The following is a 25,810-nucleotide window of genomic DNA, read 5'->3' as shown; positions in this document are numbered from 1 at the left end:
GTCCCTTTCAGGGTGAGAACGGATCAGGACGACCGGACGTGTTTCCGCCCTGGCGTCGTGCTCCCTCGAGGCTATGGGCGCCACGTAAAGAATGTGCACGGCCAAAGTGAACGCAAGGTGAACAACACCGGACGGTTCGCTAACAGACGGCGTGCGGGCCTTGCCTTTGTGAGCGCACTCATACTAATGGCGGGGGCCGAGGCGGGCGGGGCGCCCGCGAGGGGGCCGCGGGCCGGGCCGTGCGGGGGTCTTGCAGGCCGTCCGGGGGCCGCGCAAGCCCCGCCTAGACTGGGGGCATGAGCGCAGGCACCCGGTTGGCACAGGCCCGGTCGTTCCTGCGCAAACGCGGGCGCGCCGGCTTCAGCCGCAGCAAGTCCTCGGTCATGCCGGCGGTTCGGATCACCTTCTGCGCCGTAGCCGCTTACGTAGTGGCCGAGCAGGTTCTGGGCCACGAAGGCCCGCTGTTCGCCGCCACCTCGTCCATCATTGCGCTCGGTTTCTCCACCGGACCCCGGGCGCGCAAAGTGCTCGAAGTCGCCATCGGCTGCACCCTGGGCATCGCGGTGGGCGATCTGCTGCTGCACTTCCTCGGGCCGGGCATCTGGCAGGCGGCCCTCGTGCTGCTGGTTTCCATCCTTCTGGCCCGGTTCCTGGACAGCGGCACCATCTTCACCACGCAGATGGCGCTGCAGTCGGTGCTGGTGGTGCTGCTGCCCGCCCCGGACGGGGGGCCGTTCACCCGTAGCCTCGATGCCGTCATCGGCGGGTCCTTCGCGATGCTCGTGACCATGTTGATCCCCGGGGACCCGCGCTCCGAACCGCGTTCCAAGCTGCAGAAGCTCCTGGACGAACTCGCCTCCGTGCTGCGCGAGTGTTCCGTCGCCCTCGCCCACAGCGACTCCACCAAGGCCTGGCACGCCCTGGTCCGGGCTCGGGGCAGCCAAAAGCTGATCGACGACGTCCGCGGCAGCTTCAGCTCGGCCCGGGAAGTGGCCCGGATTTCGCCGGTGCACCGGCGCCACCGGGACGAAGTGGGGGACCTGCAGGATGCTGCGGAGATGGCGGATTTGGCCATGCGCAACAGCCGGGTCTTCTCCCGGCGCCTCACCTCCGTGATCAACCACGCGGCCATGTCCGACGAGGCGATCGCCGGCTTCTCCGAGGTGCTCCAGGAGACCGCCGACGCCGTCGAGATCCTCGCTGCCGGGCTCTCCGACCGCGACCCGGGCGCCCGCGAACGCCGGCTTTCCGGCGCGCGCAACGATTTGGCGGAGATTGCCACGCGCCTGCACCCCAAGACCCTCGGCGTCGTCACGCTGGAGGGCGAGGGCCTGATCCTGGTCTTCCGCCCGCTCATGGTGGACCTGCTCAAGGCCGCCGGGCTCAGCCAGGACGACGCCACGTCCTACCTGCCCAGGCTCTGATTGTCCGGTGCCCCGGTTACTGTGGGTCCATGAGCACCAAGACCCGTTCCAAGGCCCCCGCCTACCGCTGCGCCGAGTGCGGCTGGAGCACGGCTAAATGGGTGGGCCGGTGCGGCGAGTGCCAGGCCTGGGGAACGGTTGAAGAGGCCACCCAGGTGGTGGCGCGCACCACGGCCGCGGCCGCCGTCTCGCGGCCCGCGGAACGAATCGCCGACGTTGATGCCACCACCGCGGCCTTCCGGGCCACCGGCGTGGGCGAACTCGACCGTGTGCTCGGCGGCGGCCTGGTCCCCGGTGCGGTCATCCTGCTGGCCGGCGAGCCGGGCATCGGAAAGTCCACCTTGCTGCTGGATGTTGCCGCGCGGGTGGCCCGGCTGGACCGCGACGTGCTCTACGTCACCGGCGAGGAGTCGGCGGCCCAGGTGAAGTTGCGGGCCGAACGGATTTCCGCGGTGGCGGACAACCTGTACCTGACCGCCGAGACAGACCTCGGCATAGCGCTGGGGCACGTGGAGCAACTGGAGCCGGCGCTGCTGATCGTGGACTCGGTCCAGACGCTCAGCAGCAGCGCGGTGGAGGGCGCCGCCGGCGGCGTAACGCAGGTGCGCGAGGTCGCGGCCTCGCTGATCAACGCCGCCAAGCGCAAGGGCATGACCACCATCCTGGTGGGGCACGTGACCAAGGACGGCTCGATCGCCGGGCCGCGGCTGCTGGAGCATCTCGTGGACGTGGTCTGCCAGTTCGACGGCGACCGGCACTCCCGCCTGCGGCTGGTCCGTGCGGTCAAAAACCGCTACGGCCCGACCGACGAGGTGGGTTGCTTCGACCTGACCGAGGCCGGCATCGAAGGGCTGACGGACCCGAGCGGTCTGTTCGTGTCCCGGACCAAGGACCCGGTCTCCGGCACCTGCATCACCGTGACGCTGGAGGGCCGGCGGCCACTGGTGGCCGAGGTGCAGGCGTTGCTGGCCGAGACCTCCAACGCCCAGCCGCGGCGCGCCACCAGCGGGCTGGATTCCTCCCGGGTGGCCATGATGATGGCCGTGCTGCAGCGCCGCGCCTCCATGTCGCTGCACAAGGACGACAGCTACGTGGCGACGGTGGGCGGGGTCCGGCTCAGCGAACCCGCTACCGACCTGGCCACCGTGCTGGCCATCGCCTCGGCCAAGACCAACCAGCCGCTCCCGGCCCAGCTGATCGCCTTCGGCGAGGTCGGCCTGGCCGGCGAAGTGCGGCCGGTCCCGGGAATATTGCGGCGGATCCAGGAGGCCGAACGGCTCGGGTTCACGCACGCGATCGTGCCGGCCTCCCCCGACGGGGCAGGCCAGGTGCCGGCCGGCTTCACCGTCAAGGAAGTTCATACCGTCTCCGAAGCGCTGTCCACGCTGTTCCGCTGAGCGCCGGGAGCGGATTAGCCGAGGTCCGGCCTTATTATGGACCCTGGGGCTGTCAGGACGGCGGCCTCGTCCCCATGCCCGCCGGCCCTAAGGAAACTCCCCCATGGTCAAGAGCCCCGAGGACGCCCTCAAGGCGACTCTGGCCCGTGTAGCTCCGGGAACCCAGCTGCGCGACGGGTTGGAACGGATTCTCCGCGGGCGCACCGGCGCGCTCATCGTGCTCGGCTACGACCAGCAGGTGGAAAAGATCAGCAGCGGCGGCTTCGACATCGGGATCGACTTCTCCCCCACCCGGCTGCGCGAACTGGCGAAGATGGACGGGGCGATCGTCTGCGACAAGGACGCGGCGAACATCCTCAAGGCCGCCGTGCAGCTGGTCCCCGACCCGTCGATTCCCACGCAGGAGTCGGGCACCCGCCACCGCACCGCCGAACGGGTCGCCATCCAGACCGGACTGCCGGTCATCTCGGTCAGCCAGTCCATGCAGATCATCGCCTTGTATGTGGAAGGCATCCGCCATGTGCTGGAGGGCTCGGAGCCGGTGCTCGCCCGCGCCAACCAGGCGCTGGCCACGTTGGAGCGGTACCGCGCCCGGTTGGACCAGGTCACGAGCTCCTTGTCCGCGCTGGAGATCGAGGCCATGGTCACCGTGCGGGACGTGGCGGTCACCCTACAGCGGCAGGAAATGGTCCGCCGCATCTCCGACGAGATCTCCCAGTACGTGCTGGAGCTCGGCGTGGACGGGCGCCTGCTCTCCCTGCAGCTGGATGAACTGACCTCAGGCTTGGGCCCGGACAGCGAGATGATCCTGCGCGACTACGCGGACATCAAGGGCGGCATCGACGTCGACGCCGCCCTGCACACGCTGCGCGGTTTCACCTCGAACGACCTGATCGACCTGGGCCGCGTCGCCAGCGTGATCGGTATCCAGGTGGGGCAGGACTCCCTCGACGCCGTGGTCCAGCCGCGCGGCTACCGGCTGCTGGCCGCAGTCAAGTCGGTGCCGCGGGCGGTGGCGGACCGGCTGGTCGACCACTTCGGCGGACTGCAGTCGCTGATGGCGGCCAATATCGACGACCTGATGGCGGTGGACGGCATCGGCGAACAGCGGGCCCGCGTGATCCGCGAGGGCCTGTCGCGCATCGCCGAAACCAGCCTGCTGGACCGGTTCCTCTGATCCCTTCGGGCGTGCGCTAGCGCAGTTCGAACACGGTCTTGTCGCTGCTTTTCTTGTCCAGCTTGGTGACCAGGACGTAGGTGCCCGGCTGCGGGTTGGCTTCCACCGGGGTGCAGCCCGGTGCGGTGCGGTTCCGTTCCCAGACGAAACGGGCCTGCTCGGCCTTGCCCGGCTCAAGGGTCATCATCAACGGCTCGGGGTCCACCTGGCAGTCCTTGGAGGAAAAGATCCGGTCTTCTCCGCTGGTGACCAGGAATTCCATGGCGTCCGTGCCGACGTTGACTTCGCACGGCCCCTTGCCCTCGTTGGCCACCTCCAGGATCAGGGTGGGGTTCTCTCCGCTCCCGTACGCCGGGGCGTCCGTTTCCGCCCGGACGACGACGTCCCGGTCCTCACAGCCTGCCGGCCCCGGGGATGCCGGGCCGGCGGACGCGGGGCTGGAGGCCGCCGGTTCCGGCGCCTCCGCCGCTGCTTCGGGCTCTCCCCGGCCCAACAGGCCGGCGACCCACCATCCCGCGGCCACCAGGGCGGCCAGCAGCAGCACGGCCAGGGCCAGCACCACCAAACGACGGCGGCGGTAGACGGCAGGGCTGGGCCGCCGGACGGGAACCTGCCCGCGGGTGCCGGATGTGCCGTTGCCTGCCATGCCTTAAGGCTAAGGACAGGGGCGGCCCGTGCCGTTACCACCACGCCGGGCAGTACAGTATTGGTTGGTCACATCGTAGGAGTTCCATGCCCCGCCCCGCCGCCGCACCGGCGCCTTCCACCGAACCGGCTGAAGCCGAACTGCTGCATTCGCGTATCCGGACCTGGTTCTCTGCCCATGCGCGGGACCTGCCCTGGCGGCGCCCGGACTGCACCCCCTGGGGCATCCTCGTCAGCGAATTCATGCTGCAGCAGACCCCGGTGGTCCGGGTGCTGCCTGTCTGGGAGCAGTGGATGCGGCGCTGGCCGCGCCCGGCCGACCTCGCCGCCGATCCGGCCGGGGAAGCGGTCCGGGCCTGGGGCAGGCTGGGGTATCCGCGCCGCGCGCTGCGCCTGCATGCCGCAGCCGCCGCCATCGTGGACCGGCACGGCGGCCGCGTGCCGGATGACCATGCCAGCCTGCTGCAGCTCCCCGGCGTCGGAACCTACACCGCGGCCGCCGTCGCTTCCTTCGCGTTCGGGCTGCCGGAAACCGTGGTGGACACGAACATCCGTCGCGTGCACGCCCGGCTGGCCACCGGAGCCGCGCTGCCCGCGCCATCGCTGAATGCGGCCGAAATGCGCACGGCGCACCAGCTGATGCCGGTCCACGGCACCAAGGAGTGGAATGCCGGCGTCATGGAACTCGGCGCGCTGATCTGCACGGCGAGGTCGCCGCAGTGCGATGCCTGCCCGGTGCTGGACCGCTGCGCCTGGGTCAGGGCCGGCCGGCCCGAAGCCCACTACGTGCCCAGAGGCCAGGCCTGGGCGGGCACCGACCGGCAGGTGCGCGGGGCCATGATGGCCGTGTTGCGCGAGGCCGAGTCATCGGTTCCGCGCGAGGTCCTGCTCGGCAGCGTTGAACCGGCCGATCTGCCCGCGGCCTACCGGACGCCGCTCGCGGCCCTGCGCGCGCTGCCTGCCGGGGACGAACAACTGGGCCGGGCCCTGGACGGGCTGATCGCGGACGGTTTGGCCGTCGCGTCGGGCGGGGGCATCGGCCTGCCCGGGTAGGAAACCGGTTCCTGCCGGCCAGCGGCTCGGAGTGCAGCCTGCGCGGCGGCCCGGCGGGTCCGCTAGTTGTCCCCGCCGCCGGAAGGCTCCTGCCGACCCCCGACAACCTCGTCGTCCTCGCCGCCCGGTCCGGCTGCGCCGCTCTGCTCCTGCTGGTCGTCTTCGGCGTCACCGGCCTTGTCCTTGAGGCCGTCCAGCTTGTCTCCCTGCAGTTTGGCGGCGCCGTCCTGCTGCTCTGCCTTGCCGCCGCCGGGGACATCTTCCACACCCATGGTCATCCTTACCGTCGCGCCGGCGCGAGGGGCCGGCTGTTCCCTCCCCACCGCCTCCACCCTAGGGGCCCGGGCGGAACGTGTCGACGGGCGGCCGATCAGAGCCTGCGGATCATCCGCGTGTTGCCCAAGGTATTGGGCTTGACCCGGGCCAGGTCGAGGAACTCCGCCACGCCTTCGTCCGTGGAACGCAGCAGCTCGGAATACACCTCGGGGTCCACCACCGACTGGTCGGCCATCACCTCGAACCCGTGCCGGGTGAAAAAGTCCACCTCGAAGGTCAGGCAGAACACGCGGCTGACGCCCAGGTCCTTCGCGGCGGCGATCAGCTCGTCGAGCAGGGCCCGGCCCACTCCCTTGCCGCGCCAGTGTGCGGCGGTGGCCAGCGTGCGCACCTCGGCGATGTCCTCCCACATGACGTGCACCGCCCCGCAGCCCACGATTTCACCCGCCGGGGTCTCCGCGACCCGGAACTCCTGGATGCCTTCGAAGTACGCCACCGCCTCCTTTTCCAGCAGCACCCGCTTGTCGGCCAGCGGCTTGACCAGCCGGCGGATCTGGACGACGTCGGAGGTGCGGGCGGGGCGGATACTGAAGGCGTCGGTCACCCAGTCAGTCTAAAGCCCCAGTTCGGCCGGCAACTCCGTCTCCTGGTCCAGCACGTGGCGGGCGAGGAAGTTGCACACCACCGAATACCAGATCCGGGCATGCTGCGGTGAGAGCACCCAGTGGTTCTCGTCCGGGAAGTACAGGAACCGGTGCGGGGTCTTCCCGTCCGCTCCGGCGGCCAGCTGCGAGCGGGACAACAGTTCGTACCAGAGCCGCAGCCCCTCCCCGATCGGCACCCGGTAGTCCTTGTCCCCGTGCACCACCAGCATGGGTGTGTTGATGTTCTGCACGTGCAGGTGCGGGGAGTTCTCCAGCGCCATCTCCGGCGTCATCTCCCGCTCCCAGTACGGGGAAACATCCGTCGTCGGCCCGAACTGGTCCAGCGCCCAGAGGCTGGCGTGGGTCACGATGGCCCGGAACCTGTCGGTATGCCCGGCGATCCAGTTGGCCATGTAACCGCCGAAGGAACCGCCCATCGCGGCCGTCCGCGTCCCGTCGATGTCCTCGCGCTGCACGGCGGCGTCCGTGATCGCCATCAGGTCCTCATAGGGCGCCTGCCCCCACTGCCCCCAGCCCCGGCGGATGAAGTCGTCGCCGTAGCCGGTGGACAGGGCCGGGTCCGGCAGCAGGACCGCGTACCCCTGCGCCACCAGCAGCCAGGGGCACCAGCGCCAGCTCCAGGCATTCCACGAGCCGAGCGGACCGCCATGCACCCACAGCACCAGCGGCGCCGGCTGTTGCGCGGACGCATCGGCGGGCAGGGCCAGCCAGGCACGCACCGGGATGTCCGCGCCCCCGGCGGTCACCGTCGTCGTAATCTCTTCCAGCCTCCCGCCCACCTCCGGGCGGGGCGCGGGCGAGGGCAGGACCGTGGCCTCGCCGGAGGACAGGTCGATGCGCACCGGCTCGGGCGGAAACAGGTAGGAGCTGCGCAGCGCGTAGGCGAACTGCCCGTCCGGGCTGACCACGACGTCGGTGTAGGCCGCATCGTCGTGCGTCACCCGGCGCACGGTACCGGTGACGACGTCGATGCAGAACACCGGGGTGCGGCCGCAGTCGTCTGCGGTGACCAGCAGGCCCGAACCGTCGGGCAGCCAGGCTGCGGGGCTGGGCCAGCGGTCCCAGTCGGCAGCCAGCGGCCGCAGCTCGCCGCCGGCCAGCGGGAGCAGGCCCAGGGTCACGGAAGGAATGGTCTGCGGCCCCGAGACGGTCTCGCAGACCACCACTACGGTGCGGTTGTCGGGGCTGACCGGGCCCGGTGCATAATCGGTGTCCGGGCTCTCCAGCAGGATCCGCTGCCCGCCGGTGGCCGTGTCCACGGCGGCCAGCACGCTGCGGGCGTCGCCCCGCGCCAGCGCACGGCGGACATTGACCACCAGGGTGGCGCCGTCCGGGCTCAGCTCGGCGGCGGTTTCCAGCAAGGCGTTTCCCGCCCAGCCGGTGATGTTGCGCAGCCGGGCTTGCGGCTCGTCGTCCACTGTTATGGTTCGGGCAGCCTCCTCCGCATTGTCCTCCAGCACGAAGTGCCGCTTCTGTCCCGGACCCAGATCGTGGTCCCAGAAGCGCACCGGGTACCCGGAATGCAGGACCGCCGAGACCTTCTTGTCTTTCCGCGCGGCACGGCGGTCCGCGTCGTCCTCTTCGTCGACGGCCCCGCCCAACACCTGGGCGTCGACCACCACGGTGTCGGCCTCCCGCGCGCAGCGCACCGCCGCGACCCCGCCCGGCCGGGAGAGCACCACGCGGCCTTCACCCCCGGCGGCCGGCAGGCGCCACAGGGCCGGGACCGGTTCCTTCTCCGAGTCCTCGGGATCCGGGCGCGCGGACGTGAAGTACAGGTCGCCGTTGCGGGCAAAAGCCGCGCCGGACTCGCCCTTGGAGCTGCGCGTAATCCGGCGTGCCGGGCGTTGACCGGCCGGATCGACCTCCCAGAGGGCCGAAACGTAGTCGGTGGAGGCGGGATTCAGCACGCCGACGCAGGTCACCAGGCGGCTGCCGTCCGGGCTGAGGGCCAGGGAGCCGAGCCGCGGCAACGCGATGAAGCGGTCCAGGTCGTGGAACGGGGTGGCGGCACCCTGCTGGAGGGGCAGCTCGGGCCGCATTTCGGAAGTGATTGCTTCAGAACGCATGGAGTAAGTAAACACTACTTGTGTGACGGATCACAGGAAATGGCGGCAATTCGCGGTTTTGCTACGCCGCTGCAGGCCCTGCGACGAGGCGCCCTCCGGTTAACCGGGAGAACCCCGGCCGAAGCCGGGGTTCTTCCTGCGCAGTACGGTGCAGGCTACTGGGAAAGTGCCGGGGTGTCCGGGACTCCCTCGATTGCCTTGGGTGCTCCGGTGCTGCTGAAGACGAACGTCGCCGCGTCGTCTTCGCCCTCGACATCCACGTGGATGGTCTCGCCCGGGTGGAACTCGCCGAAGAGGATCTTCTCGGAGAGCTGGTCCTCGATCTCCCGCTGGATGGTCCGGCGCAGCGGCCGGGCACCCATGGTGGGATCGTAGCCGCGGGTGGCCAGCAGCACCTTGGCCGCGTCGGTCAGGTCGATCTTGAGGCTCTTCTCGGCGAGCCGCTTCCGCAGACGCTCGACGAACAGGTCCACGATCTGGACGATTTCTTCCTCGCTCAGCTGCGGGAAGACCACGGTGTCGTCGACGCGGTTGAGGAACTCGGGCCGGAAGTGCTGCTTGAGCTCATCCTGGACCCGGGCGCGCATCCGCTCGTACCCGGTCTTGGTGTCCGTGCCGGATTGGAAACCGGTCATGACGCCCTTCGAGATGTCGCGGGTGCCAAGGTTGGTGGTCATGATGATCACCGTGTTCTTGAAGTCCACGACGCGTCCCTGACTGTCCGTCAGGCGGCCGTCCTCGAGGATCTGCAGCAGCGAGTTGAACAGGTCGGCGTGCGCCTTCTCCACCTCGTCGAAGAGCACCACGGAGAACGGGCGACGGCGGACCTTTTCGGTCAGCTGACCGCCTTCTTCGTAGCCCACGTAGCCCGGAGGGGCACCGAACAGCCGCGAGACCGTGTGCTTCTCCGAGTACTCGGACATGTCCAGGGTGATCAGCGCGTCTTCCTCACCGAAGAGGAATTCCGCCAGGGCCTTGGCGAGCTCGGTCTTGCCGACGCCGGTGGGGCCGGCGAAGATGAACGAGCCGGAGGGACGGTTGGGGTCCTTCAGGCCGGCACGGGTACGGCGGATCGCCTGCGAGATGGCCTTGATCGCCTCGTCCTGGCCGATCACGCGCTTGTGCAGCTCGGCCTCCATGTGCATCAGGCGGCTGGACTCTTCCTCGGTCAGCTTGAACACGGGGATGCCGGTGGAGTTGGCCAGCACTTCTGCCACCAAGTCCTCGTCCACTTCGGCGATCTCATCCAGGTCCCCGGACTTCCAGGCGCGTTCCTTTTCGGCCCGCTCGTCCTGCAGCCTGCCTTCCTGGTCCCGCAGTGTCGCGGCGCCCTCGAAGTCCTGGGCGTCGATGGCCGATTCCTTCTGCTTCTTCAGCTCGGCGATGCGCTCGTCGATGTCCTTGAGCTCCGGCGGTGCGGTCATCCGGCGGATGCGCAGCCGCGCCCCGGCCTCGTCGATCAGGTCGATTGCCTTGTCCGGCAGGAAGCGGTCCGAGATGTACCGGTGGGCCAGATGCGCGGCGGCATCCAGGGCGCCGTCGGTGATGGACACGCGGTGGTGCGCCTCGTAGCGGTCCCGCAGTCCCTTGAGGATCAGCACGGCGTGCTCCACGGACGGCTCTTCCACCTGGATCGGCTGGAACCGGCGCTCCAGCGCGGCGTCCTTCTCGATGTGCTTGCGGTACTCGTCCAGGGTGGTGGCACCGATGGTCTGCAGTTCGCCGCGCGCCAGCATCGGCTTCAGGATGGAGGCCGCGTCGATCGCGCCCTCGGCGGCACCGGCACCCACCAGGGTGTGGATCTCGTCGATGAACAGGATGATGTCGCCACGGGTCCGGATTTCCTTCAGGACCTTCTTCAGCCGCTCCTCGAAGTCACCGCGGTAGCGTGACCCGGCCACCAGGGACCCCAGGTCCAGAGTGTAGAGCTGCTTGTCCTTGATGGTCTCGGGCACGTCGCCGCGGACAATCGCCTGGGCCAGGCCCTCCACGACGGCGGTCTTGCCGACGCCGGGCTCGCCGATCAACACCGGGTTGTTCTTGGTGCGGCGGGAGAGCACCTGCATGACGCGTTCCATTTCATGCTCGCGCCCGATGACCGGGTCGAGCTTGGATTCACGCGCAGCCTGTGTGAGGTTCCGGCCGAACTGGTCCAGCACCACCGATCCGGCAGGAGTGCCTTCCTGCTGCTGGCCGGCGGTGACCGGCTCCTTGCCCTGGTAGCCGGAGAGCAGCTGGATGACCTGCTGGCGCACGCGGTTGAGGTCGGCGCCCAGCTTGACCAGCACCTGCGTGGCCACGCCTTCGCCTTCGCGGATCAGACCCAGCAGGATGTGCTCGGTGCCGATGTAGTTGTGGCCGAGCTGGAGGGCCTCGCGCAGCGACAGCTCCAAAACCTTCTTGGCGCGCGGCGTGAACGGAATGTGGCCGCTCGGAGCCTGCTGGCCCTGGCCGATGATCTCCTGGACCTGCTCACGAACGCCGTTCAGCGAGACGCCGAGGAACTCCAGTGCTTTGGCGGCAACGCCCTCACCCTCGTGGATCAATCCGAGGAGGATGTGTTCGGTGCCGATGTAGTTGTGGTTGAGCATGCGGGCTTCTTCTTGAGCCAGCACGACAACGCGACGGGCACGGTCGGTAAATCTCTCAAACATCTCGCACACTCCTAGCTACTGCGTACTTTGATGCTACGTGCCCGGATGGCTGTTGTGCGTTCTGTTCGCCCTAGGGGTAATGCCCTCTGCAGGACGGCAAACGGGGCGGACAGTTGCCTGTCCGCCCCGCCGATCGATCCGCCCGTGATGGAACGGGCCGCCCGTTATCCCCCGTGGGCGGCCTTGTAGGCCTCGATGATTTCGGATTGCACACGTCCGCGGTCGCTAACGTTGTAACCGTTCTCCCGTGCCCACGCGCGGATCGCCGAGGCGTCCTGGTTGCGTGTGCCGCCGGCCGGCTTGGCGGCCTTGGAGCCCCGGGCAGGAATCTTCCGGCCGGAAGAAATGTACGGCTTGAGCGCGTCGCGAAGCGCCTCGGCATGCGATGAAGAAAGATCAATTTCGTAGCTGCTGGAATCCAGGCTGAACCGGACCGTTTCATCGGCCGAGCCACCATCCAGATCATCAACCAGAATGATTTTTACTTCTTGCGCCACAGAAGGCTCCTTTGGGTGGGTGTATCTATATGTCCGGCATAATCCGAACCATGCTTATTATGTCCTACACTCCATTTCAAGGCAATACAGCCGGATTCGATCGTCCTGCAATCCGGCATGGATCAGAGCGGATTTGACCGTGTGGGAAATACCGGTATGTCGCGCGCGAATGTGATTAAAGGAAAAACCCCGGACAATTGATGCTTGTCCGGGGCCTTCCCCTATTCCTCGCGGCCTTCGGCCGCGCGCCTTTCGGCTTCGCGCTCGGCCTCGGCCAGCGCTTCGCGTTCTTTCCGGTCGGCGTTGAATATGGCTTTCATCACGAAATAGAACAAAAGCCCGACACCCACCGACGGCGCGAGTACCCACAGATATTCCATGCTCAGCCCAGCTCCGGCTTCAGCAGCGGGAACAGAATCGTTTCGCGGATTCCCACCTGGGTGAAAAGCATCACCAATCGGTCGATGCCCAGTCCGATTCCGCCCATCGGCGGCGCGCCGTATTCGAGGGCACGCAGGAAGTCTTCGTCCAGCTGCATCGCTTCCTCGTCTCCTGCCGCCGCCATTCGCGACTGCTCGGTCAGGCGTTCGCGCTGAATCACCGGATCAATCAGCTCGGAGAAAGCGGTCCCGCGTTCCATTCCGCCAATGATCAGGTCCCAGGCCTCAATCAACTCCGGATTGTCGCGGTGGTTGCGCGCGAGCGGCTGCGCTGCCGGCGGGTAATCGTACACGAAGGTCGGCTGCAGCAGCGTGGGTTCGACGATTTCGCCGAACAGCTCGACGACCACCTTCTGGGTATCCCACTTCGGGTCGATCTTCACGCCGTGCTGCTCGGCTATTTCGCGCAGCTCTTCACCGCCGGTCTGCGGGGTGATTTCCCGGCCCACCGCTTCGGACAAACCGGGATAGACGCCCAGCCAGCGCCATTCCCCATTCAGGTCAATGGTGCCCTGCGGGGTTTCAATGACGCGCGTGCCGATGGTGTCGGCCACATTCAGGATCATTTCCTTCATGCGCTCCCCCATGACGAACTGGTCGGCATACGCCTCGTAGCTTTCCAGCGTGGTGAATTCGGGGCTGTGGGTGGAGTCAACGCCTTCATTGCGGAAGATCCGGCCGATCTCAAAGACCCGGTCTATGCCGCCGACCACAGCGCGCTTGAGGTAAAGCTCCGTGGCAATGCGCAGGGTCATGTCCTGGTCAAAGGCGTTCAGGTGGGTCTCGAAGGGACGGGCCGTCGCGCCTCCGTGCACCAGTTGCAGCATGGGGGTCTCCACTTCCACGTAGCCGTGGGAGTGGAGGGTCTCCCGGATGGAGCGGATGACGGCGGCGCGGGTGTAAACCATCTGGCGTGCTTCGTCGCGCACCATGAGGTCCACGTACCGCTGCCGCACGCGGGTCTCTTCACTCAGGCCGGCATGCAGCACGGGCAGCGGACGCAACGCCTTGGAGGCCATCTGCCAGCTATCGGCCATCACGGACAGTTCGCCGCGCTTGGAGCTGATGACTTCGCCGCGGATGAACACATGGTCGCCCAGGTCCACGAGGGCCTTCCAGTCCGCGAGCGCTTCCTCGCCGATGTTCGCCAGGCTCAACATTGCCTGCAGGCGGACCCCGCTGCCTTCCTGCAGGGTCGCGAAGCAGAGTTTGCCGGTGTTGCGAATGAAGACCACGCGCCCGGACACGCCCACGACGTCGCCGGTGGTCTCGTCTGCCTCGAGGTGGCCGTACTTTTCGCGCACCTCGGCCAGCGTATGGGTCCGGTCCACGCCCACCGGGTACGCCTCGGCCCCGCGCTCCAGGAGTTTGGCGCGCTTGGCCATGCGCACGTGCATCTGCTCGGAGGCGTCGGCAGCCTCGGCTGCGGGATGTGGGGTGGGGGAATTATCGCGGGTCACGGTAGTTAAGGGTACCGGTACCGGGGCCGGGCCAGCCAAACGTCCCTGGCCTTCGTCCGTGGGCGTCAGTAGCCGAGCTGCGCGTTGTCGATCAGCCGAACCGGGCCGACCTGCGCGGCGACCAGCACCAGGGCCTCGCCGGTGAACGGGGTTTCCCTGCAGTTGAAGGCCAGCGGCTCGAGCGTGCGGGGATCCACCACGTCCAGGTAGTCCAGCCGGACGAGCGGCACCGACTCGATCATGGCCAGTGCGCCGTCCACGTCCAGCGGTTCGTGCCGGTCGGCCTGTCCGCGGAGGTACGCCAGGCTGCGGGAAAGCACCAGCGCCGCTTCCCGCTCGGCGTCGTTCAGGAAACGGTTGCGGCTGGAGAGTGCGAGCCCGTCGTCGTCGCGCACCGTGGGCACACCCACAATGTCCACCGGAAAGTTCAGGTCGGCCACCATCCGCTTCACCAGCACGAGCTGCTGCGCGTCCTTCTGGCCGAAGTAGGCGCGGTAGCCGGCCGCGCCGGCCGCCGCGGGCAGCCCGTAATGGAGCAGCTTGGCCACCACGGTGAGGGCGCCGTCGAAGTGGCCAGGGCGGGAGGCGCCCTCGAACTTCGCGCCCAGCGCGCCGGCGTCGATTCTGACCAGCGGCTCGCCGTCCGGGTAGACCTCTTCGACTGCGGGGGCGAACACCACGTCCGCCCCGCACGCCGCCAGCAGGTCCAGGTCGGCTTCCAGCGTGCGGGGGTAGCGGTCCAGGTCCTGCTGCTCGCCAAATTGCAGCGGATTCACGAACACGGAAACCACGACGACGTCGCACGCCTGCCGCGCGGCCCGCACCAGCGCTGCGTGGCCTGCATGCAGCGCTCCCATGGTCGGGACCAGTCCCAGCGAAGGCCGCCCGGCGGCCCCCGCTGCCGCCAGCAGGCCGGCCGTGGCGTCCTTCAATTTGCTGCGGGTTTTCACCAGTCGGGGGCGGGTCGTCACGCGTTCTCCTCCGGACGGGACTGGGCAAGGATGTCCAGGATTTCGGTTGCGCGGGCCTCTTTCAGCAGGCCGCGCTGCAGGGCCCGCTGGGCCGTTGCCCGGGCCAGTTCCTCGTAGGCCAGCCGGATGTCGGTGCCGCCCGAATCCACCTCGCGGCGCAGCAGCGCCTCGTGGTGGCTGCGGACGGTGCCGGCGTCGCCGCGGGCCACAGGCCCGGTCAGGGCCGCTTCCCCGGAGGCCAGCGCGTTCTCCAGGGAGGCCCGCATCAGCCCGCTGAGCACCCGGTCCGGCTGCTCCACGCCAACCTCGGCCAGCAGTTGCGCCGACTGGGCCGCGATGGTCACCAGGTGGTTCGAGGCGTGCGCCAGGGCGGCGTGGTAGAGCGTGCGGTCCTTCTCGGCGATGACCACCGGTTCGCCGCCCATCTCCACGACCAGCGCCTGGGCGATCGGCAGCACCGTGGCCTCGGCCGTCACCCCGAAGCTGCAGTCATTCAGCCGGGCGAGGTCCAGGCTCATGCCCGTGAAGGTCATGGCCGGGTGGATGGCCAGCGGGATGGCGCCCTTGGCCCGGGCCGGCGCCAGCACCGCGGTGCCGTAGCGCCCGGAGGTATGCACCACGAGCTGGCCCGGCTGCCAAACCCCGGCCGCGGCCAGGCCGTCCACCAGTTCCGGCAGGGCGTCGTCCGGTACCGCCAACAGCACCAGTTCGGCCCGTTCCACGATCTCGGGGATCTGCAGCACCGGAACGCCGGGCAGCAGGTTTTCGGCTCGTTCCCGACTGTCCTCAGACACCGCTGACACCCCGACGACGGCGTGCCCCACGCCGCGCAGCGCGGCACCGAGGACGGCGCCGACCTTGCCGGCGCCGATGACTCCGATGCCCAGCCGTCCGGGCCTACTCCTGCCCACCATCGCGGCCCTCCTTGTTCCCTTGTGGTTCGTCCTGCTGCGCCGGTTCGTCCTGCTGCGCCGGCCCGCGGATGCCGCCCGGGGGCCCCTCCGCCGCGTCGGGGACGGGATCGGATCCGGCCCCCCGGGCTTCCAGCCAGCGTTCCGGGACGCTGCGGCGCCGGGCCGCGGCGGCCCGGACCGACTGCTCGTCGAAGAGCCGGCGGGCGGTGTCGGCGTCGACCTGGTAGATCACCGGCGTGACCGGTCCGGCCGTCGTGTGCAGGCGCAGGTCCGCCACGCGCAGGCGGCGGGCCAGCGGGCCCTGGTGCAGCGCGATGGACTGGGTCCGCTCGTGCGGCACCACCGAGAGGCTGCGCCAGAGCCGGCCGCTGCGGGCCAGCAAGGCGGTCCCGGTGACGGCGAAGCCGTTGCGCCGCCAAGTCATCCAGGACAGCCACCGCACCCGCCGCGGCGAGGTGACGAATCCGCCGTCGGAGGCACCGGCGTCGTCCGGGTCCTTGGCCGCTATCCCGTCCAGGCCCGCCCCGAAGACGGTGAACGGATCCTCGGTGCCCGGGTCCGGGAGCACCAGCGCAAGCATCTGCATGACTTCCTGCTGCGTGCCCACCGGCAGCAACGTGGTGCGGGCGCCCGCGTTCTCCGCGCTGAGGCCGTAGCCGGCCACGTTCACCCGCATCCGGTACCAGCCCTTGAGGCGCCACAGCGGCGACTGCATTATCTCCACGGCCTGCACGCGCCCGGGCGGGACGGTCTGCGCCCGGGTCTCCAGCAGGCCGTAGCGGAGCCGGATGCCGTCCGGGGAGATGGCGGCGCGGAAGTTGTAGCCGGTGCTGAAGGTGGACCAGTAGCCGGCCACCACGCCGAACGCCGCGGGGACCAAAAAGGCCGGGCCGAACGCGGCACCGAACACAAAGGTCGAGAGCCCGGCCGCGATCAGCATGATGAGCAGGAACAGCGTGGTTCCGGACAGCAACACCGCGCCGAGGATTCGGCCGCCCGGGATGGCCAGGATCTGCTGTTCGGGGGCTTCGGCGACCGCTTCCTGCGGGTGCGCGGGATCGCTGCCCAGGCCGGCGGCCCGGGCCAGGATGGTGGCACGCAGCTGCTGCGCCGAGGCCAGCGGCAGGTAGGCCAGCCGGACGGCCGATTCGCCGGCGTCGGCCACTTCGAATTTGAGTTCGGCCAGGCCGAAGATCCGTGCCAGCAGCGGCTGGATGACGTCGATCGCCTGCACCCGGTCCAGCCGCGCCTGCCGGTGCTGGCGGAACAGGACGCCGGAGTTCACCCGGACATGGTCGTCGGTGACCTGATACCGGGTGAACCACCAGGAGAGGAAGAATCCGCCCACCAGCAGCACGGCGACCACGGCCATGACCAGCACGGTCCAGACGGCGCGGCCCCCGCTCAGGCCCCAGAACTCGTCGCCGCGGAACATTGCCTCGAACCAGTCCCGGCCGAAGAAGTAGGCGATCGCCGCGAGCGCCAGCCAGCCGCGGACCAGCGGCGAGACGGGGTGTACGCGGTGCCAGGTGCCGGTGGCGTCCGGCGTCAGGGGCACCCCTTGGGAGGCCGGCACTACTTCGCCGGGCGCGTCCGGCCCCTGCCCGGGCAGCGGGGCCTGCCCGTTGCTGCCGGGAACGGTCATAGCCCGGCCAGCCTTGCCTGCCCGCGGTCGGAGAGTTGTTCGCGCAGCCGGGCTCCTTCTGCCGCCGGCACCCCCGGAATGCCGGCGTTGGTCTGCGGGCTGGCGGTGTGCAGCTTCACCGAGCACAGGCCGAAGGCCCGCTCCAACGGCCCCACGCCGACATCCACGTACTGCATCCGGCCGTAGGGAACCACCATGACGCGCTGGAAAAACAGTCCGCGCCGGATCAGCAGGTCCTCGTCGCGTTCGGCATATCCGATGGCCCTGACCTGGCGCGGGATCAGGAGCCCGGCCCAGACGCAGACCGCGAGCGTGCCCAGGCTCAGCAGCCAGCCAAGCCACGCCGGGAAGCCGGGCCAGAGGCCGGTCAGCGCCAGGACGAGCGGGGCGGACAGCAGGGCGACGGCGACTACCGTGAAAATGGCCCAGCCGACCAGTCGCACGGTGACGTACTTGGGCGAGACCCGGATCCAGCTGATGCCGGCCGGATCGATCGCTTCGCTAGGCATACTCCCCCTCGCCCTGGGCCTCGGTACCGTTGTCCTGGGCCGCTTCGGTGTCCTCGGGCGGAAGCTTGCAGAAACGCTCCACCACCAGCCCGATCACCACCATGACCAGGCCACCGCCCATCATAGCCAGCACGGCCGGCAGCGCCCCGAGGCCGGGCCGGTACAGCAGCAGCATGAGCTGATCCACCATGATGCCGCTGTGCCAGCCGAAGATCAGCGACCCGGCATAGGCGCAGGCCTGGGCCAGCACGAGCGTGCGGGCGGCGAGTACCGGATTCAGCTCCTTGTCCCGGTTGCCGTTGCGCCAGCGGCGCACCTTGAGGCCGAGCACCAGGGTGAAGACGGCGATGGCGGCCATCGTGGCCAGCGAGGAGAGGTGCAGGACGGGCACCGGCAGCCCGCCGCGCCCGGCGAGCAGGTTGCCCAACCAGCCCAGCACTGCCGTGACGACGGCGATGGTCGCCAGCCAGCGGTATCTGATGGTCCTCACGAAGCCCCCACCCCGCCGGACACTATTGACCGGCTTCGAACGGCTCGGACTCGTAGGGTTCCACGCCGTCCAGGTCGCCGGCCGCCTGGGCCAGTTCGCCGACCGGGACGCCGTTGAGCGTGGCGTTCGAGTCCATCCAGGCCCAGGGCGCCAGCACGAAGGCGCGTTCGTGCGCGCGCGGGTGCGGGATGACCAGGTCCTCGTCGTTCAGCGTGAGGTCGCCGTAGGTGATGATGTCCACGTCCAGCGTCCGCGGCCCCCACCGCACGTCGCGGGTGCGGTGGTGCTTGTTTTCCACGGCCTGGCAATGGGCCAGCAACTGGTGCGGGTCCAGGTCGGTCTCCACCTCGAGCACCATGTTCAGGTAGTCCGGCTGGTCCTCGGGGCCGCCGACCGGCTTCGTCTGCACCACGGCCGAGACTTCGCGCAGCCGCACGTGGGGGGTGTCCACCAGGTCCGCCACCGCGTGCGAGAGGGTGTCGCTGCGTGCGCCAAGGTTGCTGCCCAGCGCCAGGACCGCGCGGACGCTCATGGCTGCTCCCGGTAGATGCTGACCGTGACATCGGAAAACTTCACTTGGATGGGCGCCTGCGGCTTGTGCACCGTGACCTCGACCGCCGCCACCGCGAACGTGCGCAGCACGTGGTCGGCTATCCGTTCGGCCAGTGTTTCGATCAGCTGCAGGGCCTCGCCGGCGATGATCGCGTCCACCTGGTCGGCGAGCTCGGCGTAGTTTGCGGTTTTCGCCAGGTCGTCGTCGGCCGCGGCGGCCCGGATGTCGGTGTGCAGGGTGACGTCGACGATGAACGGCTGGCCGTCGCGGCGCTCATGCTCCAGCACGCCGTGGTAGCCCGTGGCCCTGATGCCGGAAACCTTGATGAGGTCCGGCCGTGCCGGAGGTGCTGGCGTCACGTCCCGGCCTACTTGGTCCAGGCGGCGGCGACTTTGACCGCGTCCAGCGAGGCCCCGGCGTCGTGCACGCGCACGCCCCAGGCGCCGTTGGCGGCGGCCAGCGCGGAAACCGCCAGCGTGGCCTCGTCGCGTTCCTTGGGTGCGGCGGCCTTGCCGGCGGTGGTCAGCAGGGAACCGAGGAACCGCTTGCGGGACGCGCCGACCAGCACCTTGTGCCCCAGTTCCGCGATCCGGTCCGTGGCGCGCAGCAGCTCCCAGTTATGTTCGGCGTTCTTGGAGAAGCCCAGTCCCGGATCCAGGATGATCTGCTCCGGCGCCACGCCGGCGGCGACGAACTTGTCCCGCAGTTCGGTCAGCTCCGCGAGGACCTCGGCCACCACGTCCTGGTAGTCCGCCTTGGGGTCGACCTCCCGGGCGTCCCCGCGCCGGTGCATCAGGATGTAGGGGACCTTGCGCTCGGCCACCAGGGCGGGCATGTGCGGGTCGTGGGTCATCCCGGAGACGTCGTTGACGATGGCCGCCCCGGCGTCCAGCGCCTTGGCCGCCGTGTCCACGTGCATGGTGTCCACGCTGATCAGGGCGCCGGCCTTGACCAGTGCCTCGATGACCGGGAGGATGCGCTTCTGCTCTTCCTCCGGGGTGATCGAGTCGGCGTTGGGGCGGGTGGATTCACCGCCGACGTCGATGATGTCGGCGCCGCCGTACAGCAGCTTCAGCCCGTAGGCGATCGCCGCTTCTTTGTTGGCGTGGTCGCCGCCGTCGCTGAACGAGTCCGGGGTGACGTTCAGGATGGCCATGACGACGGCACGGTCGGTGGGCAGGTCCGCGAACTTCTTCGGCTCGCGCGCCTTGCGCAGCACGGGCAGCGGCGACGTGGCGGGCCCGGTTCCGGGGACTGCGGCGAGTGAATCCATCTATCTGTACCGTCTCTTCTCTTCGCTATCGTCCGATAATCAGGCTCATGGCCTCGGCTCGGGTGGCCTGCTCGCGCAATTGGCCGCGCACGGCCGAGGTGACTGTCTTCGCCCCCGGCTTGCGGACCCCGCGCATGGACATGCACATGTGTTCGCATTCGACGACGACGATCGCGCCCTTGGGCTCCAGGTACTTGACCATGGCCTCGACGATCTGCGTGGTGAGGCGTTCCTGCACCTGCGGGCGCCGGGCGTAGATTTCCACCAGGCGGGCGAGCTTGCTCAACCCGGTCACTTTACCGTCATGGGACGGAATGTAGCCAATGTGGGCGGTGCCGTGGAACGGGACCAGATGGTGCTCGCAGGTCGAATAGAACGGAATGTCCTTGACCAGCACCATTTCCTCATGGTTGATGTCGAACGTGGTGCCGAGGATGTCCGCCGGGTCCTGATGCAGGCCGGCAAACACCTCCGCGTACGAACGGGCGACCCGCTGCGGGGTGTCCCGCAGGCCTTCGCGGTCGGGATCTTCGCCGACGGCGATGAGGATTTCGCGCACCGCCTTCTCGATCCTGGGCAGGTCGATCAGCGGGTCAAAATCCAGCTCTGCGACAACGTCATCGTATTCGGTCACGTATGTGATCCTAGCTGCTGGCGCCGGGTACGCCGCTTCGGCCGTCATCCCCGGGAAGGTCCCCGCCGGCCGGATTGGGGTCCACGATCACGGCCGCGTGGCTTCCTTCCTGCTGCTGGCCGTTGGCGGCCGCTTCCCGCTCCCGGCGGGAGACCACCGGCGGGATGTTGTGTACCGGCCGGGTTTCCTTGGACAGCCACACGTCCCGCAGCTCGCGGCGGCGCAGGTCGTGGAAGATCTCGGCGATCTCACGCTGGTTCAGCGTCTCGCGTTCCAACAGGGCCAGGGCCAGCCGGTCCAGCACGTCGCGGTTCTCGGTCAGGATCGCGTAGGCCTCGTCGTGGGCGTCGTCGATGAGCCGGCGCACTTCCTCATCCACCACGAAGGCGACGTGGTCGGAGTAGTTGCGTTCGTGCGACATGTCGCGGCCCAGGAACGGTTCGCCGCCGCCCTGGCCCAGCTTCACGGCACCCACGCGTTCGCTCATGCCGTACTGGGTGACCATCTGGCGGGCGGTGCTGGTGGCCTTCTCGATGTCGTTGGACGCGCCGGTGGACGGATCGTGGAAGACGATCTCCTCGGCCACGCGGCCGCCCATGGCGTAGGCGAGCTGGTCCAGCAGTTCGTTGCGGGTCACGGAGTACTTGTCGTCCTCCGGCACCACCATGGTGTAGCCCAGGGCGCGGCCGCGCGGCAGGATGGTGACCTTGGTGACCGGCGCGGAGTAGCGCAGCGCGGCCGCGACCAGGGCGTGTCCGCCTTCGTGGTAGGCGGTGATCTTGCGCTCGTGTTCCTTCATGACGCGGGAGCGCTTTTGCGGCCCGGCCATCACGCGGTCGATGGCTTCGTCCAGCGCCCGGTCGTCGATCAGCTGGGCGTTGGACCGGGCGGTCAGCAGGGCGGCTTCGTTGAGCACGTTGGCCAGGTCGGCGCCGGTGAATCCGGGCGCACGCTTGGCCAGGGAACGCAGGTCCACGCCCGGGGCCATGGGCTTGCCCGCGGCGTGCACCTGCAGGATCTGGTGGCGGCCTTCCAGGTCGGGGGCCTCGACGGCGATCTGCCGGTCGAACCGGCCCGGGCGCAGCAACGCCGGGTCCAGCACGTCGGGGCGGTTGGTGGCGGCGATCAGGATGACGTTGGTCTTGACGTCGAAGCCGTCCATCTCGACCAGCAGCTGGTTCAGCGTCTGTTCGCGCTCGTCGTTGCCGCCGCCCACGCCGGCGCCGCGGTGCCGGCCGACCGCGTCGATTTCGTCCACGAAGATGATGGCCGGCGAATTGGTCTTGGCCTGTTCGAACAGGTCGCGGACGCGGGAGGCGCCGACGCCTACGAACATTTCCACGAAGTCGGAGCCGGAGATCGAGAAGAAGGGGACGCCGGCTTCGCCGGCCACGGCCCGGGCCAACAGGGTCTTGCCGGTACCGGGCGGGCCGTAGAGCAGCACGCCCTTGGGGATCTTCGCCCCGACGGCCTGGAATTTGGCCGGTTCGGAGAGGAACTCCTTGATCTCGTGCAGTTCCTCCACGGCCTCGTCCACGCCCGCGACGTCGGCGAAGGTCACCTGCGGCATGTCCTTGGTGATCATCTTCGCCTTGGACTTGCCGAACTGCATGACCTTGGAACCGCCGCCCTGCATGCGCGAGAGCAGGAACCAGAAGATCAGGCCGATGATCAGGATGGGCAGGATCAGGCTGATGAAGCTCATGAACCAGTTGTTCTCCACCGGCTGGTCGGTGAAGGTGTCCACGTCGGAGGCGTTGATCGCGTCCACGATGTCCGGACCGCGGTCGCGGCTGTAGAAGAAGGTGATCGACTTGCCCTTGTTGGCGTCGTCGATGACCAGGTCTTCGCGCAACGTCAGGTCGACGCTCTGGGCGCCGTCGTTCATCCGGGCCTGTTCCGCCTTGTTGTCCCGCAGCAGTTCAAGTCCCACGCTGGTGTCGACCCGTGAAGACTGCGGACCGGCTAGATTGGGCACGGCGATCAGGAGGATGACCAGGACCAGGACAATCCAGATGATCGGTCCCTTGAAAAGGTTCTTCAATTTCATGCGACTTGGGGGCTTGCGCCCGTCCCTCCTGCTTGTCCGCGCGTGATGGCAGCCCTTCGGCTACTACAGCTATACACTGTCCGTCTTCCTTCACGCTCAAGGGAGGGCATTAGTTCCCTCTGGGCGTAGCCTAGCCTGCGGCGGACGGTGCGGCGGTTATTCGTAGATGTGCGGTGCCAGGGTGCCGATGAAGTCCAGGTTGCGGTAGCGCTCGGCGTAGTCCAGCCCGTAGCCCACTACGAACTCGTTCGGGATCTCGTAGCCGACGTACTTGACGTCGATTTCCACCTTGGCGGCATCGGGCTTGCGCAGCAGGGTGCAGATTTCCACGCTGGCCGGACCGCGGGAAATCAGGTTGGTCTTCAGCCAGGACAGGGTGAGGCCGGAGTCGATGATGTCCTCCACGATGAGCACGTGCTTGCCCATCAAGTCCGTCTCGAGGTCCTTCAGGATCCGCACGACGCCGGAGGACTGGGTGCCGGAGCCGTAGGAGGAGACGGCCATCCAGTCCATCTTGACGTGGCTGTGCAGTGCCCGGGCCAGGTCCGCCATGACCATCACCGCGCCCTTGAGGACGCCGACGATCAGCAGGTCGCGCCCTTCATAGTCCCTGTCGATTTCGGCAGCCAGCTCGGCGACGCGCTGCTGGATCTGCTCCTTGGTGTAGAGGACGTGCTTGAGGTCTGCCTGGACGTCGTTGGAATCCACCACATGCTCCCGGGTCTAGCGGTCTGTCTGGCCGGGGCTGCGGCCAGTTGTTCTCAACACAAGATTGCCATAGCCGGTGCCATCTTGGTGAACCGCGTTGGCAGCAGTCCGGCGGTAGACGCTGACGAATCCGGCCAACTGCACCGGGCCGGCCGAGCCTTGGCGGCGCAGCAGCGATTCGGCCGCCAGCAGCCGTTCATAACTGGGGTTTTCGCCGCCCAGTTCGGCGGCGGCCAGGGCGATCACGCGGTGCTTCAGGGCGGCCGGGAGTTGTTCCATGCCTTCCCGTGGCAGCTCCAGCCCGTCCGGTGTGGCCACCCGCAGCCGGCGGTATTCCTCGGCCGCCTGTGCCTGCAGGTAGTCGGCGTCGGCGGCCAGGATCTGTGCCGACCGCCACAGCGCCTGGGCGACGCCGGGACCCATCTCGTCCTCCAGGAACGGCATCACCCGCATCCGGATCCGGGAGCGCATGTACTGCGGATCACTGTTGGCGGGGTCGTGCCAGGGCTGCAGCCCGGCGACCGCGCACACCTCCTCGGTGTCTTCCCGGCGCAGCGACAGGAACGGACGCAGATACCGGCCCCGCTGCACCGGCATGCCGGCCAACGACCGCGTGCCCGAACCGCGGCCCAGGCCCAGCAGCACCTGCTCGGCCTGGTCGTCCAGGGTGTGCCCCAGCAGCACCGCCGCGGCCCCGAGTTCCGCCGCGGCGGCATCCAGCGCCGCGTAGCGTGCCGTCCTGGCGGCCGCCTCCGGCCCCATGCCGGACGATTCCACGGCCACCCGGCGGACCTGGACCGGGGCCAGCCCCAGCGCTTCGAGCTGCAGTCGGGCCCCCTCGGCCACCTCCGCGCTGCCCTGTTGCAGGCCATGGTCGACGACGACGGCCCCCACGCGATAGGGACGGACGCCGTTGCGGGCCGGCCGGTTGAAGAATTCAGCCGCGACGGCCAGGGCCAGCGAATCCGGTCCCCCGCTGCAGGCCACCAGCAACAGCTGCGGTTCGGCGCCCCCGGCGGTCGCTGCCGGCGGACCGAACTGTTCCAGCGCCTGGCGCAGCTGGTGCCGGGCGTCTGCCACCCGCGGATGCAACCGGGGCTTGCGCCGGTCCGCTGCAACACCGCTCATGCGCGGCTGAGGTCCATCCGGCTGACCCACAGGTCGGGGTGATGGATCTCCTCTTCCGTGGGCAGGTTTTCGGGGCGCTCCCACACCTGGTTGAAACCCTCCATGCCGATCTGACGGGTCACCGCGCGGACGAACTTGGCGCCGTCGGAGTACTGCCGGGCCTTGGCATCGAGGCCCATGAGTTTGCGGATCCAGTTTTCCAGCGCGCCGCGGCTCTTGCCGCGCGCGTTGAAACGTTGGCGGATGGTCTTGACCGTCGGGACCAGCGAGGAGTCGACCGCGTCCATCACCACGTTGGCGTGGCCCTCCAGCAGGCTCATCACGGCGGTCAGGTGGGAGAACACGGCCTTCTCTTCCGGCCCCTGGATGAGATCGAGGAGGGAACCCTTCAGCGCCGAACCCGGCCCACCGCCGTCGTCCTTTCCGCTGTCCTTGGCCGCGGCGACGGCCGCCTTGACCGTCTGCTGCAGCCGCTCGCCGAGGGTGTCCGCCTTTTCCACCAGCGACGACGACAGCCCGCCGATCTGCTCCATCATGTGGTCGCGCAGCCAGGGGGCTGCGGCGAACTGCACCCGGTGGGTCTGCTCGTGCAGGCACACCCAGAGGCGGAAGTCGGCGGGCACCACATTCAGTTCCCGCTCCACGGTCACGATGTTCGGCGCCACCAGCATCAGCCGCCCGGCTGCCGGGCCGCCGGGCAACAGGGAGCAGAAGGGGTCGTACTGGCCCAGCACCTTGCTGGAGAGGAAGGAGAGGATGGCGCCCATCTGGGTGCCGGTGAGCACGCTGCCCACGGCCGTGGTGGCGTTCTTGAGCTGGTCCGGGCGCTTTTCGGCGAGCGCGGCGATGGCCGGGGCCAGCATGACCTCGAAACTGCGAGCGTTTGCCCTGGACCAGGCGGCGCGGTCCACGATCAGCACCTCGGAGTCGCGCAGGTCGCGGGCGGCATCCAACCCGGTGATGCGGTGCACGTGGTCCACCGACTCTTCCGCCAGCCGGCGCATCTCGGCCACGGCGGCGCGCATTTCCGCGGCCTTCATCCGGGGGCCGGCGGGGGTCAGCGTGGCTGCCGTGGACGCGGCCAGTTCCCAGTTGACCAACCGCGGGGCGGGGCCTGGGGTGGCGCCGGATTCGCTGGGGGTCGGTGCGCTACTGTCCATGCGTCCCATCAGATCACA

25 protein-coding genes are annotated in these 25,810 nt (G+C 68.8%); 4 read left to right on the top strand and 21 right to left on the bottom strand.

The window, feature by feature from the left end; genetic code table 11:
- The first annotated feature begins 296 nt into the window (after window positions 1-296).
- From AC5RUP_RS03100 to disA, 3 genes are all read left to right on the top strand, one after another.
- Window positions 297-1,424 carry an FUSC family protein gene (locus AC5RUP_RS03100; protein WP_494133068.1) on the top strand — a complete coding sequence of 376 codons (1,128 nt, stop codon included), beginning with the start codon at window positions 297-299 and terminating at the stop codon, window positions 1,422-1,424.
- A 29-nt stretch (window positions 1,425-1,453) separates the two neighbouring features.
- Window positions 1,454-2,821 (top strand): DNA repair protein RadA, encoded by a 1,368-nt coding sequence (radA, locus tag AC5RUP_RS03095; protein ID WP_493978326.1) that lies wholly within the window; start codon window positions 1,454-1,456, stop codon window positions 2,819-2,821.
- Between the two features lie 103 nt (window positions 2,822-2,924).
- The gene (disA, locus tag AC5RUP_RS03090) at window positions 2,925-3,998 is read left to right on the top strand and encodes a DNA integrity scanning diadenylate cyclase DisA (protein WP_494001944.1); all 1,074 of its coding nucleotides are present in this window, start codon (window positions 2,925-2,927) and stop codon (window positions 3,996-3,998) included.
- 16 nt (window positions 3,999-4,014) lie between these two features.
- Here the strand turns inward: disA and AC5RUP_RS03085 are convergent, their stop codons facing one another.
- Complete coding sequence (locus AC5RUP_RS03085) at window positions 4,015-4,644, bottom strand: hypothetical protein (protein WP_494133069.1); 630 nt, start codon at window positions 4,642-4,644, stop codon at window positions 4,015-4,017.
- Window positions 4,645-4,730: 86 nt separating this feature from the next.
- On the opposite strand from AC5RUP_RS03085, the gene AC5RUP_RS03080 reads away from it, so the two are divergent.
- The gene (locus AC5RUP_RS03080; protein ID WP_494158259.1) at window positions 4,731-5,696 is read left to right on the top strand and encodes an HhH-GPD family protein; all 966 of its coding nucleotides are present in this window, start codon (window positions 4,731-4,733) and stop codon (window positions 5,694-5,696) included.
- 62 nt (window positions 5,697-5,758) lie between these two features.
- On the opposite strand, the gene AC5RUP_RS03075 is transcribed toward AC5RUP_RS03080, so the two are convergent.
- The 20 genes from AC5RUP_RS03075 to AC5RUP_RS02980 form a co-directional block, all read right to left on the bottom strand.
- Entirely contained in the window at window positions 5,759-5,968 is a 210-nt protein-coding gene (locus AC5RUP_RS03075) for a hypothetical protein (protein WP_494133071.1), read from the bottom strand.
- Window positions 5,969-6,066: 98 nt separating this feature from the next.
- A complete protein-coding gene (locus AC5RUP_RS03070; protein WP_493978321.1) occupies window positions 6,067-6,576 on the bottom strand; it encodes an amino-acid N-acetyltransferase in 510 nt (169 codons plus the stop codon).
- A gap of 9 nt (window positions 6,577-6,585) precedes the next feature.
- On the bottom strand, window positions 6,586-8,706 hold the full coding sequence (locus AC5RUP_RS03065; protein WP_494158258.1) for a S9 family peptidase: 2,121 nt from the start codon (window positions 8,704-8,706) through the stop codon (window positions 6,586-6,588).
- Window positions 8,707-8,861: 155 nt separating this feature from the next.
- The gene (locus AC5RUP_RS03060) at window positions 8,862-11,360 is read right to left on the bottom strand and encodes an ATP-dependent Clp protease ATP-binding subunit (protein ID WP_493978320.1); all 2,499 of its coding nucleotides are present in this window, start codon (window positions 11,358-11,360) and stop codon (window positions 8,862-8,864) included.
- 164 nt (window positions 11,361-11,524) lie between these two features.
- Window positions 11,525-11,857 carry a histone-like nucleoid-structuring protein Lsr2 gene (locus tag AC5RUP_RS03055; RefSeq protein ID WP_493978319.1) on the bottom strand — a complete coding sequence of 111 codons (333 nt, stop codon included), beginning with the start codon at window positions 11,855-11,857 and terminating at the stop codon, window positions 11,525-11,527.
- A 221-nt stretch (window positions 11,858-12,078) separates the two neighbouring features.
- Window positions 12,079-12,237, bottom strand: a complete 159-nt coding sequence (locus AC5RUP_RS03050) for a hypothetical protein (protein WP_494065448.1) — start codon at window positions 12,235-12,237, stop codon at window positions 12,079-12,081.
- 2 nt (window positions 12,238-12,239) lie between these two features.
- On the bottom strand, window positions 12,240-13,757 hold the full coding sequence (lysS, locus tag AC5RUP_RS03045; RefSeq protein ID WP_494154407.1) for a lysine--tRNA ligase: 1,518 nt from the start codon (window positions 13,755-13,757) through the stop codon (window positions 12,240-12,242).
- Between the two features lie 65 nt (window positions 13,758-13,822).
- Entirely contained in the window at window positions 13,823-14,728 is a 906-nt protein-coding gene (panC, locus tag AC5RUP_RS03040) for a pantoate--beta-alanine ligase (protein WP_494154408.1), read from the bottom strand.
- Entirely contained in the window at window positions 14,725-15,642 is a 918-nt protein-coding gene (locus tag AC5RUP_RS03035) for a Rossmann-like and DUF2520 domain-containing protein (protein ID WP_494065446.1), read from the bottom strand. Before AC5RUP_RS03035 ends, panC begins: the two co-directional genes overlap by 4 nt.
- Complete coding sequence (locus tag AC5RUP_RS03030) at window positions 15,626-17,287, bottom strand: PH domain-containing protein (RefSeq protein ID WP_494158257.1); 1,662 nt, start codon at window positions 17,285-17,287, stop codon at window positions 15,626-15,628. The genes AC5RUP_RS03035 and AC5RUP_RS03030 overlap by 17 nt, the downstream gene beginning before the upstream one ends.
- Complete coding sequence (locus AC5RUP_RS03025; protein ID WP_494154214.1) at window positions 17,284-17,796, bottom strand: PH domain-containing protein; 513 nt, start codon at window positions 17,794-17,796, stop codon at window positions 17,284-17,286. The genes AC5RUP_RS03030 and AC5RUP_RS03025 overlap by 4 nt, the downstream gene beginning before the upstream one ends.
- Window positions 17,789-18,286, bottom strand: a complete 498-nt coding sequence (locus tag AC5RUP_RS03020; RefSeq protein ID WP_494001933.1) for a DUF3180 domain-containing protein — start codon at window positions 18,284-18,286, stop codon at window positions 17,789-17,791. Before AC5RUP_RS03020 ends, AC5RUP_RS03025 begins: the two co-directional genes overlap by 8 nt.
- A gap of 22 nt (window positions 18,287-18,308) precedes the next feature.
- Entirely contained in the window at window positions 18,309-18,818 is a 510-nt protein-coding gene (folK, locus tag AC5RUP_RS03015; RefSeq protein ID WP_494065442.1) for a 2-amino-4-hydroxy-6-hydroxymethyldihydropteridine diphosphokinase, read from the bottom strand.
- Window positions 18,815-19,198, bottom strand: a complete 384-nt coding sequence (folB, locus tag AC5RUP_RS03010) for a dihydroneopterin aldolase (RefSeq protein ID WP_494065441.1) — start codon at window positions 19,196-19,198, stop codon at window positions 18,815-18,817. The genes folK and folB overlap by 4 nt, the downstream gene beginning before the upstream one ends.
- An 8-nt stretch (window positions 19,199-19,206) precedes the next feature.
- Complete coding sequence (gene folP, locus AC5RUP_RS03005) at window positions 19,207-20,112, bottom strand: dihydropteroate synthase (RefSeq protein WP_494065440.1); 906 nt, start codon at window positions 20,110-20,112, stop codon at window positions 19,207-19,209.
- Between the two features lie 25 nt (window positions 20,113-20,137).
- Window positions 20,138-20,698 carry a GTP cyclohydrolase I FolE gene (folE, locus tag AC5RUP_RS03000; protein ID WP_494065521.1) on the bottom strand — a complete coding sequence of 187 codons (561 nt, stop codon included), beginning with the start codon at window positions 20,696-20,698 and terminating at the stop codon, window positions 20,138-20,140.
- Window positions 20,699-20,756: 58 nt separating this feature from the next.
- On the bottom strand, window positions 20,757-22,796 hold the full coding sequence (gene ftsH / locus AC5RUP_RS02995; RefSeq protein ID WP_494065439.1) for an ATP-dependent zinc metalloprotease FtsH: 2,040 nt from the start codon (window positions 22,794-22,796) through the stop codon (window positions 20,757-20,759).
- 156 nt (window positions 22,797-22,952) lie between these two features.
- Window positions 22,953-23,504 carry a hypoxanthine phosphoribosyltransferase gene (gene hpt / locus AC5RUP_RS02990; RefSeq protein ID WP_494001927.1) on the bottom strand — a complete coding sequence of 184 codons (552 nt, stop codon included), beginning with the start codon at window positions 23,502-23,504 and terminating at the stop codon, window positions 22,953-22,955.
- Window positions 23,505-23,519: 15 nt separating this feature from the next.
- Window positions 23,520-24,632 carry a tRNA lysidine(34) synthetase TilS gene (gene tilS / locus AC5RUP_RS02985; RefSeq protein ID WP_494158256.1) on the bottom strand — a complete coding sequence of 371 codons (1,113 nt, stop codon included), beginning with the start codon at window positions 24,630-24,632 and terminating at the stop codon, window positions 23,520-23,522.
- Window positions 24,629-25,792, bottom strand: a complete 1,164-nt coding sequence (locus AC5RUP_RS02980) for a zinc-dependent metalloprotease (protein ID WP_494149507.1) — start codon at window positions 25,790-25,792, stop codon at window positions 24,629-24,631. The genes tilS and AC5RUP_RS02980 overlap by 4 nt, the downstream gene beginning before the upstream one ends.
- Window positions 25,793-25,810: the final 18 nt, after the last annotated feature.

It is taken from the genome of Arthrobacter sp. Y3223151, assembly GCF_059091125.1.
The sequence above is the reverse complement of the archived record's forward strand: the minus strand, read 5'-3'. Positions and strand labels throughout refer to the sequence as shown.